Genomic DNA, 19,112 nt, shown 5'->3' on the forward strand with positions numbered 1-19,112 from the left:
AAATTACCCCACCAATTCCACAAATTTAAACTCGCCGTCAACGACAACTTTAGTCAAACCGTGTTTAGATAAGTTTTTCATAGACGCATCCCATTTTTTACCGCTTAAGTTAGCTGAAACTTTTAGCTGAGACAAATCCATTTTATTTTCGTTTCCTTTCAATAAAGTCACGATTACTTTTTCTTCTTCTGTCAATTCGATCTGAGCTTGTTTTTTCTCCGGACGCATTTGTGGGAACAATAAAACTTCCTGAATAGAAGCATTGTTTGTCAAATACATAATCAAACGATCCATTCCAATTCCCATACCAGAAGTTGGAGGCATACCGTACTCAAGAGCTCTTAAGAAATCTTCGTCGATAATTCCGTTTGCTTCATCATCACCTTTTTCAGAAAGACGCATTTGATCTTCAAAACGCTCTCTTTGGTCGATTGGGTCGTTTAATTCAGAATAAGCATTTGCAATTTCTTTACCGCAAACCATTAATTCAAAACGCTCAGTCAAATCTGGATTGTCGCGGTGTTCTTTACAAAGCGGAGACATTTCTTTAGGATAATCTGTAATGAAAGTTGGCTGAATATAATTTCCTTCACATTTTGCTCCGAAAATCTCATCGATTAATTTTCCTTTACCCATTGTTTCGTCAACCTCGATTCCCATTCCTCTTGCAGCTTCAAACAATTCCTGCTCTGTTTTGCCAGAAATATCAAAACCAGTAAAATGTTTGATAGAATCGGTCATTGTAACACGTGCATAAGGCGCTTTAAAGTTGATTTTGTGCTCGCCAAAAGTAACTTCGCTTGTGCCATTTACAGCAATTGCACAGTGCTCCAATAAACCTTCAGCAAAATCCATCATCCAGTTGTAGTCTTTGTAAGCTACATATATTTCCATTGCAGTAAACTCAGGATTATGCGTTCTGTCCATTCCTTCGTTACGGAAGTTTCTAGAGAACTCATAAACACCTTCAAATCCACCAACAATTAATCTTTTTAAGTATAACTCATTCGCAATGCGCATATAAAGCGGAATATCAAGCGAGTTGTGGTGCGTAATAAATGGTCTTGCCGAAGCTCCACCAGGAATTGACTGTAAAACTGGAGTATCCACTTCAAGATATCCTGCATTGTTAAAATACTCTCTCATTGCAGTGAACAGTTTAGTTCTTTTAAGGAAAGTTTCTTTAACCTGCGGATTTACAGTTAGATCTACATAACGCATTCTATAACGCAATTCAGCGTCGTTGAAAGCATCGTGAACTTTTCCGTCTTCGTCAACCTTTGGTAAAGGCAACGGACGCAATGTTTTACTCAAGAAAGTAAAACCAGTTACACGAATACATTTTGCACCAACTTGTGTAGTAAACAATTCACCTTCAATACCAATAAAATCTCCTAAATCGGTTAGTTTTTTGAATACTTGGTTGTATAAAGTTTTATCGTCACCTTCGCACAAAACATCACGATTCACGTACAATTGAATACGCCCTTCGCTGTCTTGCAGTTCAGCAAAACAAGCTTTACCTTGATCACGAACACTCATCAAACGTCCTGCAACGATAACCTTCTTACCTTCCTCAAAAGTTTCCTTTATCTGCTTCGAAGTGTGATTTACAGGAAAAAGATTAGCTGGATAAGGATTGATTCCCAGATTGCGTAAGTTTTGAAGTTTTTCTCTTCTGATGATTTCTTGTTCTGATAATGCCATTTTTGCGCTATTTTTTTTAAGTGTGCAAAGATAAAGAAAAGAATGCAGATTTTAGAATGCAGTTTTTAGATTTTTTGTGACATCAATTTATTGGGTTTCAATCATCTTTAGCAGCATTGATCGTTGTTGGAAACGATTAGTTTTTGGCAAATATGGAATATGCTTAAAGGTTAATGTTTTGATATGTAGGTTTTTGTGCGAAATCTTAAATAACGAATTTGAACTTGTTTTAAATAGGACTAAAATAATTATCAAAAGAAGGTATCTTCGCTTAAACAACTTAAACCTCAATTATGAAAAGAATTTTACTTTGCTTTTTTATTGTATTTTGTATTGCAAGCTGCACGCTTAAGGAAAAGATGATCTTGAATGAAGATGGATCTGGAACTTTGTCTTATGGCTTTGATATGTCTCCGATGTATAAACTAGGTATGAAAAAAGCAGATTCTGCTAAAGTCAATAAAGTCTTAGACACTACTTTTACTTTCAAAGACGTGTTGGCCAAAATAAAAGACAGTATTTCTAAATTGCCAGATGCTGATAAAGAAAAAATAGAACAGCTGGAGAAAGAAAAAGAGAAACTTGAACTTCTAGAGAATTTTACAGTAAGCATAAAAGTTAACGACGAAAAAAAGCAATTTGAATATAGTATGGCAATTGATTTTCCTAGCGGAACAGATTTTAAAACGATTGCAACACCTGCCGAAAGTTTAGAAGCGCTGGCGGCGGCTGACAAAAAAAGATTAGGAGCTCTAAGTGCTGCTCCAAAGCCAGAAGAAAAATCAACCTCAACTATTTTTTATGATGGCAAGGTTTTTATTAAAACAATTACTCCTTCTGCAAATGATAAAAAAGCTAAAAAGAAGAAAGTGGCTAAGAAAGAAAACGGTGATGATCCATTTTCAAAAAAAATAGAAGAAATGATGAAGGAGTGTAAATATATAGCCGAATATCATTTTCCTAAAAAGATTAAAACCCTGTCGATAAAAAATGCTGTAATAGCAGCAGATAGAAAAAGCTTTACAGCCGAAATTCCGTTAGGCAATATGCAGGAAAGCAGTGTAGATTTTGGCTTCAAAGTAGAATTTGAACAATAATTGAAGGTTTTCAATAAAATGCTTTTTTAAAAATAGTCTTTGTATCTTTGATAAAAATATACTGCGATGAAATTATATAAATTACTGAGTCTTTCTTTTTTAATAGCAACGTTAACTAGCTGCACTTTTACAGAAAACATTTACATCAATGATAACGGAACTGGAAAATTTTCGGTTGATATGGATGGTTCTGCTTTAATGGAAATGGCCGGCGATCAGATTGCGGGTCAAATGGGAGATGCTAAAAAAGAGTTAGATACTACTTTTACTTTCAAAAAAATGTTTGAAGAAAAAAAAGACAGTATTGCAAAGCTATCGCCAGAAAGTCAGAAAGAGCTTAAAAAGCTTGAGAATTTTGTGGTATCTACCAAAATGAGCTCTGAGAAAAAGCAGTTTTTAATGACATTGGCAACTGATTTTAAAAATGTCAATGAACTTCAAGATGTTTTACAGACTTTAAGCACATTTCAAAAATTAGAAGGCGGAGCAAATGCAACTCCACTTGGAAATGGTTTTGGAGATAATAAAAGTAAATTAAGCTATACTTATGACGGAAAGAAATTTACAAGAAAAGCAGTAGTCGATCAGCAGAAACTGCAGGCTGCTAAGGCTAAAGATACGGCTGCTGATATGACTAAAATGATGTTTGCTTCGTCTAGTTATGTTGTAAATTATCATTTTCCAAAAAAAATAAAGAAAGTTTCTAATCCAAGCGCATTGTTTAGCGACGATCGAAAATCAATTACAATTCAATACTCTTTTACGGATTATATGGAGAATCCTGACAAACTGAACTTTGATGTTGAGTTTGAAAAATAATTAAAATGAATAAAAAAATCCAACTTCAGGATCTGGGCAAAAAAGACTATAAATCGACTTGGGAATATCAGGAAGAAATTTTTAAAGATATAGTCGATTTAAAAATCAAGAACAGAAGAGAAGAGCTAGATCTGCCAACGCCAAATTATTTGCTTTTTGTAGAACACCCTCACGTGTATACATTAGGGAAAAGCGGTGATCTTGAAAACTTATTATTAAACGAAAAACAGCTCGAGGCTAAAGGAGCTACATTTTACAAAATTAATCGCGGAGGCGATATTACCTATCACGGACCAGGACAGATTGTGGGATATCCGATTTTGGATTTGGAGAATTTTTTTACTGATATTCATAAATACCTGCGTTTGCTGGAAGAATCTATTATTCTGACTTTGGCTGAATATGGTTTAGAATCGGGAAGAAGTGATGGAGAAACAGGCGTTTGGCTTGGTGTGGGAACTCCGTTTGCCCGTAAAATTTGTGCAATGGGTGTTCGCGCTTCACGTTGGGTGACCATGCACGGTTTTGCCTTAAATGTCAATGTCGATTTAGGTTATTTTGATAATATTATTCCTTGCGGTATTCGAGGAAAAGGCGTTACATCTTTAAATGTAGAACTTGGTGTAGAGAAAGTAGATGAAGACGAAGTAAAATCTAAAATCATCAAACATTTAACTGAGCTGTTTGAAGCTGAGTTTGTTTAAAAAGAAAAAACTAATAAAAAATATCCCGTTTCAAGCATTCGTTTGAAACGGGTTTTTTGTTTGAATATGATTTTCGCCACAGTCTTGAATAAGGAAATAGGGGCTGTTTTTTTAATAGAAAGCGTTTTTTTCTTAAATTTATATTGAAAAATCTGAAAAACCATTCCGCAAAAGTTAAGATTTTGTTGGGATGGCAAATTCAAGACTGCTTGTAATTCTCTTAGCTATTTATGCTAAATTTGGTTTTGTACATTAAAATTTAAAATTCATTTTAATTTCAGATTGCTTATGAGAAAAATCTACTTATTCTGTTTCCTTTTTGTGCTTAATAGCCTTTTTGCTCAAAAGAAAGACAAACTATATCCTGTTGAAGTTTATGAAAAAGTATGGCAGGAGAAAAATAGCGATACCAGATTAAAGATGATTAAATCAATTTGGTTGGAAGACAGCACTTTTGAAGATCCTTCGGCTTCAATAAAAGGAATTGCGGCATTTAACAATGTTATCAACGAATTTTACAAGAAAAATCCAGATGCAGTATTAACATCAGGGCCAAAAATTGTAAAAGACAACTACGTAACCTGGGAATGGAAAGTTCTAGATTCCAAAAATAACCTTATCATGGCAGGGCGTGATTTTGCGCGTTTAAATGGCAAAGGACAGGTGAGCAAAATTATTGGTTTCTGGGATAAAGGAGTAACTTTGTCTGAAGCTGATATTTTGAAAAACTTGGAAGCAGAGAATTTAAAAGTTGTAGCAAAATATTACGAAAGCCTTTTTAAAACAAAAGATTTTGATGCTTTGGCTGGCGTAGTTGCAGACGGGGCTGTTTACAATCAGGCAGCTGGTTTACCTTATGGGGGAACTTATACTGGTTTTAGCGAATGGACAAAAATGTTTGCAAAATCAGCAGAATTTTTTGATCTTCAGATAGAGAAAGAACCAACTTATTTCAGCGATGCTTCTAAAAATGAAGTAATCATTTATTTTACAATGAGCTGCAAATCTAAAAAATCTGGCAAAACAATGTCAGTTCCAATTTCAGAACATTTCGATTTGAAAGACGGGAAAATTATAGCGGTAAGACCTTTTTATTACGACACAAAACAATTTGCAGAGTTTTTAAAAAGTAAGAAGTAAGAAATAAAAGTGAAAAGCGAAAAACGACCTGATGGGTCGTTTTTTTTTATTAAAATAAATCGAGTTCCAATTGTTCAGGCAAAAGCCTAAAACTCATTCTGTGATATTTTGTAGTTCCGAATTCTTTAATCGCTTCGCGATGTTCCTTGGTTGGATATCCTTTATTTTGTTTCCAGTTATACATCGGAAACTCTTCATGAATTTTATCCATATATTCGTCGCGATACGTCTTAGCTAAAACAGATGCGGCGGCAATGCTTAAGTATTTCCCATCGCCTTTTATGATACTTTGATTCGGGATCGATTTTAAAAGCGCAATTTCGTCTTGAGAGAATTGTTTCCCAAAAGTATTTTTAAGGCCAAGTTTAGCATTTAAAGAGCGATTTCCGTCAACTATGATATATTCGGGAACGTGTTTCAGTTTCAAAATGCATTCCTGCATTCCTTTCATTGAAGCGTTTAAAATGTTTATTTCGTCAATTTCGTCTGGAAACAAATGCGCGACAGCAAAACATACAGCTTCTTTTTCAAGAACAGGCCTTAAAAGCGCTCTCGTTTTTTCAGACAATTGTTTACTGTCGTTTAGAATTTTATTCTCAAAATGTTCGGGTAAAATTATTGCTGCGGCAGTAACCGGACCAGCCAGACATCCTCTTCCAGCTTCATCGGTTCCAGTTTCTAAAATAAATCCGGAGAAATTTTTTTCGAGCATTTTTTAGGTTTTAAAAAAAGCAAATATGCTACTTTTTTTTCTAAAAATCATGAGCAAATATAAAAGGAATAAAGAGGTGTGTTGCGTTTTTGAAACTGTCCTATTTGACGAGTCAAATTGGTGTATATTTTGTTGATTTTTAAAATGAGTTTAAATCTGTGATTCCTTGTAAAAACAAGAGAAACTCTTAAGTTTTATGATTTTTTTTGAAAGATATTCAATTATGAATTTTCTAAAAATGGAAGATAAAGGGCAAAAAACAAGTATTTGTAGAACTTAGAAGAATTGATTTACAATTTCTTATGTTAAATTAATGAGCTGCAAATGTAAAAAAAGCATGAATAAAACATTCTCAATTGAAAATGTTTTATTTTCTGTGTTTTTTTATAGGATTATTCCTGTCTTTTTTTTAAAAAATTCTTCATTTTTTTAAGGTTATTCTTATTTTAAATGTTAATTAAATGTTAATATTTTGATTAACAAAAATACAGTATTTTACGCATAAAATTATGTATAGTGTTAATTTTCTGCTAATTAAATATTTTTAAAAAAACAGATGTTAAAGAAATATTAAAAAATGGTTAAGCTGTACCTGAAAACCGCATTGTTGTTTTAAGAAAATATTAAGATGTTTGCGACTTACTAATTCAAAATTTATAAAATGAAACTAAAGTTTAATGGATTCTTAGTGCTATTATTAGTGCTTGTAGCGCAACTTACCTTTGCGCAAGAAAGAGCTGTTTCAGGAATTGTTTCCGATAACGATGGACTGCCTTTGCCAGGTGTAAGTGTTTTAGTTAAGGGGACAAAAAATGGAACACAAACAGATTTTGATGGAAAATATTCTATCAAAGCATCCCCAAATCAAATCTTGGTATTTACTTACATTGGAATGAAAAGCCAAGAAATTGCAGCAAGTTCAACTTCAGTAAATGCAAAATTAACAAGTTCATCTCTTGAGCTAGAAGGTGTAGTAGTAACTGCATTAGGTATTAAGAGAGAGAAAAAAGCTCTGGGGTATTCTACTCAGGAAATAAAAGGAGCCGATTTAGTTGGGGGAACTACAAGTGCAAACTTCCTTAACGATCTTTCTGGTAAAGCTGCCGGGGTATACATTAGAAAAAATACAAACTTTGGTGGATCTACAAACGTAGTTTCAAGAGGTGTTAAAAACCTTACTGGAAATAACCAAATGCTTATCGTTATTGATGGTATGCCTATTAATAACTCAAACGTGAATTCGAGCCAAGGTTCGCAAACAACTGGAGCTCGTAATACTTATGATTACGGTAATGCTGGTATGGATATTAATCCTGATGATATTGAATCATTGAATATATTGAAAGGTGCTGCTGCATCTGCTTTATACGGGTTCCAAGCTGGTAATGGTGTAATTATGATTACTACTAAAAAAGGAAAAGCTCAACAAGGTATGGGAATTACTATATCTAGTGAGTTTGGAGTTGGATCAGTTGATAAAAAGACTTTCCCTGTTTACCAAAACAAATATGGACAAGGTTATGGACCAACTTACGATGCCAATGGTAACCCAAAAGGGACTCCAGTTGGGCCAACAGGTGCATTTTTTGTTATAGATAAAAATGGTAACCAAGTAGTAAGCACTACAGACGATGCTTCTTATGGTGTTGCGTTTGACCCGAATCTTTCTGTTTATACTTGGGAATCTTATACTCCATATTCTTCAAAATTTGGACAAAAATCTCCATGGGTAGCTGCTAAAAATGGTCCAATTACATTTTTTCAAACAGCTCAAACATTCAATAACTCAATCTCTTTTGAAGGTGGTACAGATAAGAGCAACTTTGTTATCAATTACAACAACTATAAAGAGAATGGTATTTTGCCAAATAGTGAATTGAAGAAAAATAATGCAAGTATTAAATTCAACCACAAATTAACGGATAAATTATCTGCAAGTGTTTTTGCAAATTATTTAGCACAAACTACAATGGGTAGAAATACTACTGGTTACGGTGGTGATAACGTTGCAGGTTTATTCCGTCAATGGTGGGGAACAAACGTTGATATTCAATCTCAAAAAGAAGCTTTTAACAATTCAGGAGGACAAAATATTTCATGGAATATGGCAGATCCTGCTAATGGAAATACAAATCCTAAATATTGGGATAACCCATATTTTACAAGATATAAAAATTATCAAACAGACGAAAGAAATCGTTTCATCGGTTATGGTCAGTTAGATTATAAATTTACAGATTGGTTAAACGCCACTGGAAAAATAAGTACAGATTCTTATTCAGAATTGCGTGAAGAGAGAAAAGCGGTAGGATCTTTGGCTGGAACGTTCGGAATTAACCGTTTGGCAGTTGGATCAGGATACCAAAAATATACAGGTATGTTTTCTGAGCAAAACTATCAGTTAACATTAAACTTCAATAAAAAAATTACTGAAGATTTTACATTGACAGGTTTAGCAGGTTATAATGCTTTAAGAACAAGACGTATTTCTACATTAGCTTCTACAGATGGAGGACTTATTATTCCTGGAATCTATGCATTGTCAAATTCTGTGAATCCTTCTCCATTTCCAGTTGAGACTGAAGATAATTCAGCAGTAAACAGTATTTATGCGTCTGCTTCATTAGGATTCAGAGATTTCCTTTATGTAGAAGGAACGGTACGTAATGATGCATTCTCTATGTTGCCAAAAGACAATAATGATGTTAATACATACTCTGTTTCTGGAAGTTATGTTTTCACAAGTCATATCAATAGACCGTGGTTAAGTTTCGGTAAATTAAGAGCAAGTTATGCTGAGAACCCACAAGGAAGTGTAGATCTTTATGCATTGCAAGATGTATTTACTAAATTTAATCCATTTGGTTCAAACCAGCTTTATTCAAGACCGAATACTGCTAATAACCCAGATTTACACCCTGTAAAAACTACATCTAAAGAGCTTGGTTTAGAGATGCAATTCTTTGAAAGAAGATTAGGTTTTGATGTAAGTGTTTATAAAAGTTTAAGTGAAGATCAAATTTTCCCGGTAGATTATTCTACTGCAACAGGTAACTCTGCTAGATACGTAAACGCAGGATCAGTAGAAAATAAAGGTATTGAGGTAGTATTCAATGCAACTCCTTTTAGAACAAAAGATTTCCAATGGGATATTAACGTAAACTGGTCTAAAAACGAGAATACAGTTGTAGCTTTAGCACCAGGTGTTGATGTTTTAACAATTGGTACATTCCAAGGTGGTGTTAGTATCGTAGGTACAAAAGGACACGCTTATGGAGACATTCTTGGAAAAGATTATATCTACAGTGCAGACGGACAAAGAGTGACTAAAAATGGAGTGTATTTGCAAACTGCGACTACTAATAATGTAATTGGTAACATTACTCCAGATTGGATTGGTGGTGTTCGTAATAAATTTACTTACAAACAAGTTTCTCTAGGTTTCTTAATTGATGTTCAAAAAGGAGGAGATATTTTCTCTCTTGACCAATATTATGGACAAAGCTCTGGTTTGTATACTTCTACTGCAGGAAACAACGAACTTGGAAATCCTGTAAGAAATACATTAGCTAATGGTGGAGGTGTTATTTTACCAGGAGTAAATGAAGACGGAACTACTAACACTACAAGAACACCAAGTCCTGAAGTAGCTGGAAGTATTTATGGTTACAACAACAATCCGCAAAAAGCATTTGTTTACGATGCAAGTTATGTGAAATTAAGAGAGGTAAGCATCACTTATAGCTTCCCTAAACAATTTGTAGCTAAAGCAGGTTTGAATGATTTACGTCTTTCTTTAATAGGTTCTAACTTATGGATCATCAGTAAAAATCTTCCAGATGCAGATCCAGAAAGTGGTATAAGTTCAGGTAACTTATCATCAGGTTATTCAGGAGGTTCACTTCCGACAACAAGAAATATTGGTTGTAACCTAACATTAAAATTTTAAATCATGAAAAAAGTACTTTTATTAATGTCGGTGGTAGGTATGATGGTTTCGTGCAGCCAAGACATTACAGATATGAATGTTGATCCGAAAAGACCAACAACTACCAAAGCAGAATATTTGTTTACAAATGCTGAGAAAAAATTAGTAGATCAAATGGTTAGTACTAGTGTAAATAATAATGTTTTCAGATTATTTGCACAGCAATGGACAGAGACTACTTATCCAGATGAAAGCCAGTATAACATTACAAACAGAAAAATTCCTGATACGCACTTTTTGGTTTTGTACAGAGATGTTCTAGCCGATTTTCATGATTCAAGAGTTATGATTGAAGCAACAACTCCTGCGACTCCTGCAGATGAGGCAATTAAGAAAAATAAATTAGCGCTTATAGATGTTTTAGAAGCTTATGCTTACAGTGTATTGGTAGATACTTTTGGAAACGTTCCTTACACACAAGCAATTGATATTCAGAAATATCCTTTGCCAGCTTATGATGATGCAAAAACTATTTACCAAGATCTTATTAAAAGATTAAGTGCAGATGTTGCTGTTTTAAAAGCGAATAGTACCGTTGCTAACTTTGGTGCTGCAGATATTATCTATTCAGGAAATGCTGCAAGTAATGCAAAATGGGCAAAATTTGCTAACTCATTAATTATTAGAATGGCAGTTAATATGTCTGATATTGATCCGACTTATGCAGCTGCTCAAGTTCAAGCGGCTCTTGCTTCTGGTGCTTTGACTGGTAATGCAGATAATACAAAATTGACCTATTTGACTACATCAGGAAATCAAAATCCATTGTATGCTGATTTAGTAACAAGCCAGAGATTTGATTTCATCCCTGCTGAACCTTTTGTTTCTGCAATGGATGCTGTTGTTCCTGGAGGTGACCCAAGAATGCCTAAATATTTTACTAACCTTACTTCTCCAGCTCCAGCTATTCCGGCAGGAAGAACATTTGTTGGTGGAACTTATGGTGCAGGAAACGTTTATACATCTTACTCACAAATATCGTCAACATTAAACAATCCAGCTTTCCCTGGAACTATCTTTGATTTCGCTGAGTTAAATTTCTTATTAGCGGAAGCTGCTGAGAAAAGCTTAATTCCAGGAGGATCTGCTCAAGCAAAAGTATACTACGATGCTGGTATCAAAGCTTCTATGGCAGACTGGGGAGTAACTGATGCTGCTGTTATTTCAGCTTATATTGCTAGCCCAAAAGTAGATTACAACAATCCTTTAAGTGGAGCAACGTATAAAGAAAAAATTGGTAACCAAGCATGGTTTGCTCTTTACAACAGAGGATACGAAGCATGGACATCTTACAGAAGATTAGATTTTCCAGTGTTAAAAGCACCTCAGGCTGCTATAAACAAACTTATTTTCACTGTGCCTGTTAGATATACTTATCCAGGTGTAGAAGCAAGTATCAATAAAGCAAATTATACTAAAGCTGCTTCTGATATTGGTGGAGATTTATTAAATACTAAATTGTTCTGGGATAAATTCTAATTTTTTGAACAATAAGTTGATGATTAAAAGTCAATTATACCCAATTTGGGAATAAGAAAAATAAATATTTTGATTTTTTTTGAGAGCCCCGTATACTTTTGTGTACGGGGTTTTCGTTTCCAAAAGGCCGAAACGATTCCAGTTTCATATTAAACATTATGTTTTTTCGTTTATACCTTTTTATCTTACCTTTGCCTAGCAAATTTTGTCAAAATAAATTTATACAAAGCCATCAAATGAGAATATTCATTTTTCTATATCTATTAGTTGTTCCAACTTTATTGTTTTCGCAAGAAAAAAAACCTGCTTCTAAAAGTAATTTAGATATGAATACAGAATATTCAAGCGTTACAGATACTGTAAAAAAGAAAAAGCAGAAAATAGCGACAATAGATCAGTATAGAATTGTCACTTTAGAACATGATACTATTTATGCAGATACTTCGCTAACGATTAAAAGTGCCTACAGGCAAAATCACCTTAGAAAAGATCTTTTCGGACTTCAGGAGTTTTCTAATATTGGCCAGCCATTAAACACGCTGCAATATAGTTTGACGAGTTTTTCTCCTTATCCTGAAATTGGTTTTAGCGGAAAGCATTCTCTTTATATGCAAGCAGACCAAATTAGATATTATTCTGTTGCGACACCCTTAACGGAATTGTTTTTTAATACTACTATAAAAAAAGGGCAAAATGTAGATTCTTTTATAACACTAAATGCTTCTAAAAATCTTAACTTCTCTATTGCTTACAAAGGGCTTAGATCTGAAGGAGATTATAATAACCAATTGGTTAGTGCTGGAAATTTAAGAATTACAACCAGTTATGCGACAACCAACAAGCGATATGCAATAAACGCACATTTTACAAATCAGGATATTCTAAATGAAGAAAACGGAGGTATTACAAATGATGCTGATTTTGAAGGTGATAATAAAGATTATAAAAATAGACAAAGATTACAGGTTTATTTGACTGATGCAGAATCCTTTTTAAAAGGAAGAAGATTATTTTTTGATCATGCTTTTAGAGTAAACCCAACCGATGGGAGCAACAATCTGTATATAACGCACCAGTTTAACTACGAATATAAAGATTATGAATATAAGCAGCCTACTGTCATCTCGACAATAACTGCCAACGACGGATCAACCACACGTATACAGCGATTTGGTGAGTCTTACGCCGCAAGCAATATTAACGATCAGACCAAATACGAAAGACTATATAATAAGGTAGGAGCGGCTTACGAAAATTCGCTGTTAGGTAAATTTTTATTTTTTGTGGACGACTATAGATCGAACTATAAGTATAACCGAATTATTGTTGATGCTGATGGAAGTGCGGTGCCAGATAATTTGTTTATGCAGTTTAATAATTTCGGTGCTCAATATGAATACCAGAAAAACAAATGGAACGGTAGATTTTTGTATTCAAGATCTATAACCAACGAATCGCTTTCAGATTTAGATGCTAAGTTGCGTTATGATATGAATGAAAAAATTAAGTTTGATTTCAGATATCGCAACATCAATAAACTGCCTAACAATAATTATAATTTGTATCAAAGTAGCTGGGTTTCATACAATTGGTCGAATAATTTTAAAAATGAAAAAATTAATTCGTTAAGCGCAGAAATTACAACTCCTTGGCTGACAGGACAGGTTCAGTACACAGTATTAAAAGACCATTTGTATTTTGCTGATGATGCAAATGCTCAACAGAAAGCAAATTCTGAACAGATTGTTAAACCATTTCAATACGGAAATGCTATTAATTATTTAGAAATTAAAGCAAGCCGAGAGTTTAAATTTGGGCCTTTTGCTCTAGATAATACACTCTTATATCAGAAGGTAGATCAGTCAGATTTAATTTTAAATGTGCCTGATTTTGTGACTAGAAATACATTTTATTATTCAAATCATTTCTTTAAAAAAGCACTATTTATGCAAACAGGACTTGTATTTAATTATCTCACAAAATATTATGGAGATGATTATAACCCTGTTATTGCTGAATTTTTTGTGCAGCAGGATAAAAAAATCGGTGGCTTTGCTACATTCGATTTCTTTGTGAATGCCAGAATACGCCAGACCCGTTTTTATTTAAAAGCGGAACATTTTAATGCTTTATTTGCGCAAAGCAACTACTATGCAGCGCCACATAATCCGTACCGTGATTTTGTATTGCGTTTTGGTCTGGTTTGGAATTTCTTCCAATAAAAACTGGCTTATTTTTTATTTAGAACCACTTAATAAAACTTAAATAAAAATGGACTTTTCAAATAATATTTTAGAAACAATTGGTAACACGCCATTGGTAAAACTCAACAAAATTGTTGCTGAAATTGATGCGTTAGTATTGGCAAAAGTCGAAACCTTTAATCCAGGTAATTCTGTAAAAGACAGAATGGCTGTGAAAATGATTGAAGATGCGGAGGCAGATGGCCGACTAAAACCTGGAGGAACTATCATTGAAGGAACTTCTGGAAACACAGGAATGGGACTTGCACTTGTTGCAATCGTAAAAGGGTACAAATTAATTTGTGTGATCTCAGACAAGCAGTCTAAAGAAAAAATGGATATTCTTCGTGCTGTAGGAGCAAAAGTTGTTGTCTGTCCTACAGATGTTGAACCTACAGATCCACGTTCCTATTATTCAGTTTCAAGACGTTTGGCAGAAGAAACGCCAAATTCTTGGTACGTAAATCAATATGATAATCTTTCTAATTCCTTAGCACATTACGAACAGACGGGACCTGAAATCTGGAAACAGACAGATGGAAAAATTACACATTTTGTTGTCGGAGTAGGAACAGGAGGAACTATTTCTGGAGTTGGAAAATACTTGAAAGAGAAAAATCCAAATATTAAAATCTGGGGAATTGATACTTATGGTTCTGTTTTCAAAAAATACCATGAAACAGGAATCTTCGACGAAAACGAAATTTACTCATATATAACTGAAGGTATTGGAGAAGATATTCTTCCTAAAAATGTTGATTTCTCGTTAATTGACGGCTTTACAAAAGTAACCGATAAAGACGCTGCAGTTTATACCAGAAAGATTGCTCTTGAAGAAGGTATTTTTGTCGGAAACTCTGCAGGAGCCTGCATAAAAGGGTTATTGCAGTTAAAAGAGCATTTTAAACCAGATGATGTTGTAGTAGTCCTATTTCACGATTCTGGAAGTCGTTATGTTGGAAAAATGTTTAACGATGATTGGATGCGTGAGCGCGGATTCTTAGAAGAAAATGTAACCAAAGCCGAAGATGTTATCAAAGATCATATCGATAAAGAACTGATCGTAGTGCGTACAGAAGAATTGGTTTCTCATGCGATCGAGCGTATGCGAAAATATAAAATTTCGCAGATTCCAGTTGTTGACATCAATGGCTTTGTTGGTTCTGTAGACGAAACCGATTTATTTAGAAGCTATGTTGCCGATAAAAACGTTGCCGAAAAACCAATAAAAGAAGTGATGGGCAAACCTTTCCCAATTGTAAAATTAGGAACACCAATTGAAGAAGTTTCTAAACTTTTTACAAAAGAAAATGACGCTGTGTTGGTCGATTTAGGAAACGGGCACCACCACATTATTACAAAATATGATATTATCGGCTCAATAAAATAAGCCTTTACAAATAATGATAATCCATAAACCTAATTGTTTTGCGATAAGGTTTATGGATTTGTCTTTTTAAAAAATAGAAAATGAATTTTACAGCTATTGATTTTGAAACCGCGACAGGATATCATCCTTGTTCTGTTGGGATTGTTACAGTAGAAAACGGAATTATTGTTGATGAATTTGTATCCTTGATAAAACCTCCAAATAATGAGTATAATCCCTTTACAATTCGCGTTCACGGAATTTATCCCAAAGATACCGTCAACGCAAAGTCTTTCTTTCAAATCTATCCTGAGATAGAAAAGAGGCTTAAAAATAGGGTTGTCGTAGCGCACAACGAAAGTTTCGACCGTAATGTTTTAATGAAAACAATGCTGCTTCATGGTTTAAATTACGATGATTTGAATATTGCTGCAAAATGGGAATGCACAGTAAAAATATACAAAGCAAAAGGTGTAAAACCTACTAAATTGAGTGACTGCTGCCGTGAAATGGATATTCAGCTCAACCACCATGAAGCATTATCAGATGCTAGAGCCTGCGCTAAATTATATCTGCTTAAATAGTTTTAAATTTTGTAAGAATAATATTAAAATTTAATTACTTTTAGATTTTGTAACTCCATTATAAAATCTAAAATGAAAGAAGACTTCCTTCATTATCTCTGGAAATTCAAGAAATTTGAAAGCTTGAATTTGAAATCTGCTCAAGGAGAAGAAATAACTATTATTAAAACAGGCGATTATCTAGAGCTTTCGGGGCCTGATTTCTTTAATGCTCATATTGAAATCGGAAATCAAAAGTGGGCTGGCAATGTAGAGATTCATGTAAAATCTTCAGACTGGTATTTGCATAACCATGAAAAAGATGCTGCTTATAAAAATGTGATTCTTCATGTTGTATGGGAAAACGATACGGCAATTTTTAGAGAAAATAATACCGAAATTCCCGTATTGGTTCTTAAAGACTATGTTTCAAAAGAAATAATTGAAAGTTATCATGCGCTCGTTTCTCCCAAAACTTGGATTTCTTGCGAAAAGCAATTGAAAGAGATTGAAAAATTTCTTCTTACAAACTGGCAGGAAAGACTGTTTTTTGAGCGTTTAGAGCGAAAATCCAAGTTTATTTACCAATTGCTGGAAGAAACCAATCAAGACTGGGAAGCAGTCTTATTTTGTCTCCTGGCAAAGAATTTTGGCTTAAACATCAACGGAAGTTCCTTTTTACAGCTGTCAAAGGCAATTCCGTTTTCAATAATTAGAAAAGAAAGTTTTGAAGTCGAAAATCTAGAGGCATTGCTTTTGGGAACTTCTGGTTTGCTAGAAGCAGATAAAGAGGATGTGTATTATAAAGATTTAAAGTTTCGCTATTTCTTTTTGCTGCATAAATATCAAATAGAACGTACTTATATAGACCCTGTCCAGTTTTTCAAACTTCGTCCAGATAATTTCCCGACAATCAGGCTTTCTCAGTTAGCGTCTTTATATCATGAGCAGCAAAACCTGTTTTCAAAAATAATCGATTTAAAATCTGCCGATCAAGTATATCGTTTGCTGAACGTCTCTGCAAGCTTGTATTGGCAAAACCATTATCAGTTTGATAAAGAAAGCCCTAAGAAATCTAAAGTGCTTTCTAAGGCATTTATAGATTTAGTGATTATCAATACTATAATACCCCTTCAATTTGCCTATTCTAATATAATAGGAGAATCAATCGTCGAAAGTTTAATTGATTTTATGAATGAAGTTGCGCCAGAGAAAAATGCTATTATCGACAAGTTCGATTTCTTTGGAATAAAATCTAAGAATGCATTTGAAACTCAAACGTTAATAGAACTTAAAAATGAATATTGCAATCAGAAAGCTTGCTTAAAATGTGCTTTGGGTATTGAGCTTCTAAAAAATAATTAAATAAATGGAAAATGTGATAATGAGATAATTTGTACTTTTGCCATGAAGTAAAGGAAATCTAAAACCTAATATTAAAGATGTCAGCAATTCTAAAACTTAAATTCTTTTTTGAAAAATACGGTTTTCATGTTTCTTCGAGACTAGCAGATAAACTCGGAATGCGCGTAACGAGTGTGCGATTGTTTTTTATCTACATTTCCTTTGTTACAGCCGGTTTAGGATTTGGAGTCTATTTAACTCTTGCTTTCTGGATTAGATTGAAAGACTTAATCCGTTCAAAAAGAACATCAGTATTTGATTTATAAAAAAAGCTCCAAATTTTACTTTGGAGCTTTTTTTATATGATTACAATTGAAAACTATTCAATATCCGCATCTGTATTATTAAGTCTAGATCTTTTCTTGCTATACCCAAAGTATACAATTATACCAAGAAGAAGCCATCCAAAAGATAACAACTGTGCATCCTTACTTAAATTAAAAATTAAATAAGAATTGATTGCGATTCCTAATACCGCAATAACTGGTAAAGCAGGAACTTTAAATGTTCTGGTCAATCCTGGTTGTTTTACTCTTAAAATCCAAACAGCAATACAAACCATAGTAAAGGCAAACAAAGTACCAAAACTCGTCATATCTGCCAATTTGTTGATTGGAGTAAAAGCAGCAACAGTTGCGATAATAACGCCAAGAATCATCAAGTTTGTTTTAGGAGTTCCAGAAATAGGGTTTACTTTAGAGAAAACAGATGGAATTAAACCATCTTTAGACATTCCAAGGAAAATTCTAGATTGTCCCATAATCATAACCATTAATACCGAAACTAAACCAATAGTAGCGGCAACAGTAATAATAAAGCCTGCCCAACCTTGCCCAGCAATATCAAAAGCGTAAGCAACAGGAGCTTTAATAGCTTCAGGATATTTTCCTAGTGGGTTAAAGTCTTGGTAATTCATCATTCCTGTTAATACTAAAGAAACAAGAATATATAAAGTAGTACAGATTAATAAAGAAGCAATGATCGCAAACGGAACATCTTTTTTAGGGTTAATAGCTTCTCCAGCTTGTGTAGAAACAGCATCAAAACCAACATAAGCAAAGAAAATTGCGGCAGCTCCAGAAATGATACCTCCAATTCCATACGCATTGTGAGTAGTTTCTTTTTCAACAATCTGCGTCGCTTCAGGAATAAAAGGGCTCCAGTTTGCTGTGTTTATGAAGAAAAGACCAGCAATAATTACGAAAATAACTGCAGAAACTTTAAGAATTACAATAGCATTATTTGCTTTTGCTGCACTTTTTGTACCTTTAATAAGCAATGAAATAACTAAAATAACGATCAAGAAAGCAGGAAGATTCATAGAGAAACCCTCTCCAGTATAACTTGCAGGATCGGTTGTGAGCCATTCAGGGAGTTTTATATGAAATAATTTTAGCAATTTGTTAAAGTACCCGGACCAGGAAACCGCTACCGTCATAGATCCCATTGCATATTCGAGAATTAATCCCCATCCAATAATCCATGCAAAAACTTCTCCAATCGTACCATAAGCATATGCGTAAGCAGATCCTTCGACAGGCAAAATAGAAGCAAATTCAGAATAGCAAAGTGCCGCAAAAACACAAGCAATACCTGCGATGATAAACGAAATTGCTAATGCTGGACCTGCATGGTAATAAGCCCCAGTACCCGTAAGTACAAAAATTCCCCCACCGATAATGGCACCGACACCAATCGCGGTAAGACTCCATTTACCTAGGACTCTCTTTAAATCACTTTTTTTCATATCGGCCTCAAAGGCTGATATAGGTTTAACTCTCCAAATTGACATATTATTTTATTGGTTTATTTGTTATTAAGTGCCAAATGTATTGTTTTTTGTAAAAAATAAAAACAATTATCATCTTTTAAGTTATAAAATCTTTG

Annotated in this window: 14 protein-coding genes; 11 read left to right on the forward strand and 3 right to left on the reverse strand. The window is 33.9% G+C overall.

The window, feature by feature from the left end; all coding sequences use genetic code 11:
- Nucleotides 1-3: 3 nt before the first annotated feature.
- Nucleotides 4-1,707, reverse strand: coding sequence for a lysine--tRNA ligase (gene lysS / locus N4T20_RS09805; RefSeq protein ID WP_119789452.1), 1,704 nt, complete (start codon nt 1,705-1,707; stop codon nt 4-6).
- Between the two features lie 293 nt (nt 1,708-2,000).
- Between lysS and N4T20_RS09810 the strand changes: the two genes are divergently transcribed.
- The 4 genes from N4T20_RS09810 to N4T20_RS09825 all read left to right on the forward strand — a co-directional run bounded on the left by N4T20_RS09810 (nt 2,001) and on the right by N4T20_RS09825 (nt 5,467).
- Nucleotides 2,001-2,804 carry a hypothetical protein gene (locus N4T20_RS09810; protein WP_260672839.1) on the forward strand — a complete coding sequence of 268 codons (804 nt, stop codon included), beginning with the start codon at nt 2,001-2,003 and terminating at the stop codon, nt 2,802-2,804.
- Nucleotides 2,805-2,870: 66 nt separating this feature from the next.
- On the forward strand, nt 2,871-3,623 hold the full coding sequence (locus tag N4T20_RS09815; protein WP_260672840.1) for a hypothetical protein: 753 nt from the start codon (nt 2,871-2,873) through the stop codon (nt 3,621-3,623).
- A gap of 5 nt (nt 3,624-3,628) precedes the next feature.
- The gene (lipB, locus tag N4T20_RS09820; protein ID WP_260672841.1) at nt 3,629-4,327 is read left to right on the forward strand and encodes a lipoyl(octanoyl) transferase LipB; all 699 of its coding nucleotides are present in this window, start codon (nt 3,629-3,631) and stop codon (nt 4,325-4,327) included.
- Nucleotides 4,328-4,615: 288 nt separating this feature from the next.
- Nucleotides 4,616-5,467 carry a nuclear transport factor 2 family protein gene (locus N4T20_RS09825; RefSeq protein ID WP_260672842.1) on the forward strand — a complete coding sequence of 284 codons (852 nt, stop codon included), beginning with the start codon at nt 4,616-4,618 and terminating at the stop codon, nt 5,465-5,467.
- Between the two features lie 49 nt (nt 5,468-5,516).
- On the opposite strand, the gene N4T20_RS09830 is transcribed toward N4T20_RS09825, so the two are convergent.
- Nucleotides 5,517-6,179: a ribonuclease HII gene (locus N4T20_RS09830; protein ID WP_260672843.1), complete on the reverse strand. Its 663-nt coding sequence runs from the start codon at nt 6,177-6,179 to the stop codon at nt 5,517-5,519.
- A 661-nt stretch (nt 6,180-6,840) separates the two neighbouring features.
- Between N4T20_RS09830 and N4T20_RS09835 the strand changes: the two genes are divergently transcribed.
- The 7 genes from N4T20_RS09835 to N4T20_RS09865 all read left to right on the forward strand — a co-directional run bounded on the left by N4T20_RS09835 (nt 6,841) and on the right by N4T20_RS09865 (nt 17,491).
- The gene (locus N4T20_RS09835) at nt 6,841-10,128 is read left to right on the forward strand and encodes a SusC/RagA family TonB-linked outer membrane protein (protein WP_260672844.1); all 3,288 of its coding nucleotides are present in this window, start codon (nt 6,841-6,843) and stop codon (nt 10,126-10,128) included.
- 3 nt (nt 10,129-10,131) lie between these two features.
- A complete protein-coding gene (locus N4T20_RS09840) occupies nt 10,132-11,646 on the forward strand; it encodes a SusD/RagB family nutrient-binding outer membrane lipoprotein (protein ID WP_260672845.1) in 1,515 nt (504 codons plus the stop codon).
- Between the two features lie 236 nt (nt 11,647-11,882).
- A complete protein-coding gene (locus tag N4T20_RS09845) occupies nt 11,883-13,868 on the forward strand; it encodes a putative porin (RefSeq protein WP_260672846.1) in 1,986 nt (661 codons plus the stop codon).
- A 49-nt stretch (nt 13,869-13,917) separates the two neighbouring features.
- Nucleotides 13,918-15,279, forward strand: coding sequence for a pyridoxal-phosphate dependent enzyme (locus N4T20_RS09850; protein WP_260672847.1), 1,362 nt, complete (start codon nt 13,918-13,920; stop codon nt 15,277-15,279).
- A gap of 80 nt (nt 15,280-15,359) precedes the next feature.
- Nucleotides 15,360-15,842 carry a 3'-5' exonuclease gene (locus N4T20_RS09855; protein ID WP_260672848.1) on the forward strand — a complete coding sequence of 161 codons (483 nt, stop codon included), beginning with the start codon at nt 15,360-15,362 and terminating at the stop codon, nt 15,840-15,842.
- Nucleotides 15,843-15,914: 72 nt separating this feature from the next.
- Nucleotides 15,915-17,186 (forward strand): DUF2851 family protein, encoded by a 1,272-nt coding sequence (locus N4T20_RS09860; RefSeq protein ID WP_260672849.1) that lies wholly within the window; start codon nt 15,915-15,917, stop codon nt 17,184-17,186.
- 77 nt (nt 17,187-17,263) lie between these two features.
- Nucleotides 17,264-17,491, forward strand: coding sequence for a PspC family transcriptional regulator (locus N4T20_RS09865; protein ID WP_008466940.1), 228 nt, complete (start codon nt 17,264-17,266; stop codon nt 17,489-17,491).
- 53 nt (nt 17,492-17,544) lie between these two features.
- Here the strand turns inward: N4T20_RS09865 and N4T20_RS09870 are convergent, their stop codons facing one another.
- Complete coding sequence (locus N4T20_RS09870) at nt 17,545-19,017, reverse strand: APC family permease (protein ID WP_260672850.1); 1,473 nt, start codon at nt 19,015-19,017, stop codon at nt 17,545-17,547.
- Nucleotides 19,018-19,112: the final 95 nt, after the last annotated feature.

Source organism: Flavobacterium sp. TR2 (assembly GCF_025252405.1).
Taxonomy (GTDB): Bacteria; Bacteroidota; Bacteroidia; order Flavobacteriales; family Flavobacteriaceae; genus Flavobacterium.

Bases quoted from the DNA above. Each gene is read 5' to 3' on its own strand.
- lysS (WP_119789452.1), bottom strand. From the start codon at position 1,707: ATGGCATTATCAGAACAAGAAATCATCAGAAGAGAAAAACTTCAAAAC.
- N4T20_RS09810 (WP_260672839.1), top strand. From the start codon at position 2,001: ATGAAAAGAATTTTACTTTGCTTTTTTATTGTATTTTGTATTGCAAGC.
- N4T20_RS09815 (WP_260672840.1), top strand. From the start codon at position 2,871: ATGAAATTATATAAATTACTGAGTCTTTCTTTTTTAATAGCAACGTTA.
- lipB (WP_260672841.1), top strand. From the start codon at position 3,629: ATGAATAAAAAAATCCAACTTCAGGATCTGGGCAAAAAAGACTATAAA.
- N4T20_RS09825 (WP_260672842.1), top strand. From the start codon at position 4,616: ATGAGAAAAATCTACTTATTCTGTTTCCTTTTTGTGCTTAATAGCCTT.
- N4T20_RS09830 (WP_260672843.1), bottom strand. From the start codon at position 6,179: ATGCTCGAAAAAAATTTCTCCGGATTTATTTTAGAAACTGGAACCGAT.
- N4T20_RS09835 (WP_260672844.1), top strand. From the start codon at position 6,841: ATGAAACTAAAGTTTAATGGATTCTTAGTGCTATTATTAGTGCTTGTA.
- N4T20_RS09840 (WP_260672845.1), top strand. From the start codon at position 10,132: ATGAAAAAAGTACTTTTATTAATGTCGGTGGTAGGTATGATGGTTTCG.
- N4T20_RS09845 (WP_260672846.1), top strand. From the start codon at position 11,883: ATGAGAATATTCATTTTTCTATATCTATTAGTTGTTCCAACTTTATTG.
- N4T20_RS09850 (WP_260672847.1), top strand. From the start codon at position 13,918: ATGGACTTTTCAAATAATATTTTAGAAACAATTGGTAACACGCCATTG.
- N4T20_RS09855 (WP_260672848.1), top strand. From the start codon at position 15,360: ATGAATTTTACAGCTATTGATTTTGAAACCGCGACAGGATATCATCCT.
- N4T20_RS09860 (WP_260672849.1), top strand. From the start codon at position 15,915: ATGAAAGAAGACTTCCTTCATTATCTCTGGAAATTCAAGAAATTTGAA.
- N4T20_RS09865 (WP_008466940.1), top strand. From the start codon at position 17,264: ATGTCAGCAATTCTAAAACTTAAATTCTTTTTTGAAAAATACGGTTTT.
- N4T20_RS09870 (WP_260672850.1), bottom strand. From the start codon at position 19,017: ATGTCAATTTGGAGAGTTAAACCTATATCAGCCTTTGAGGCCGATATG.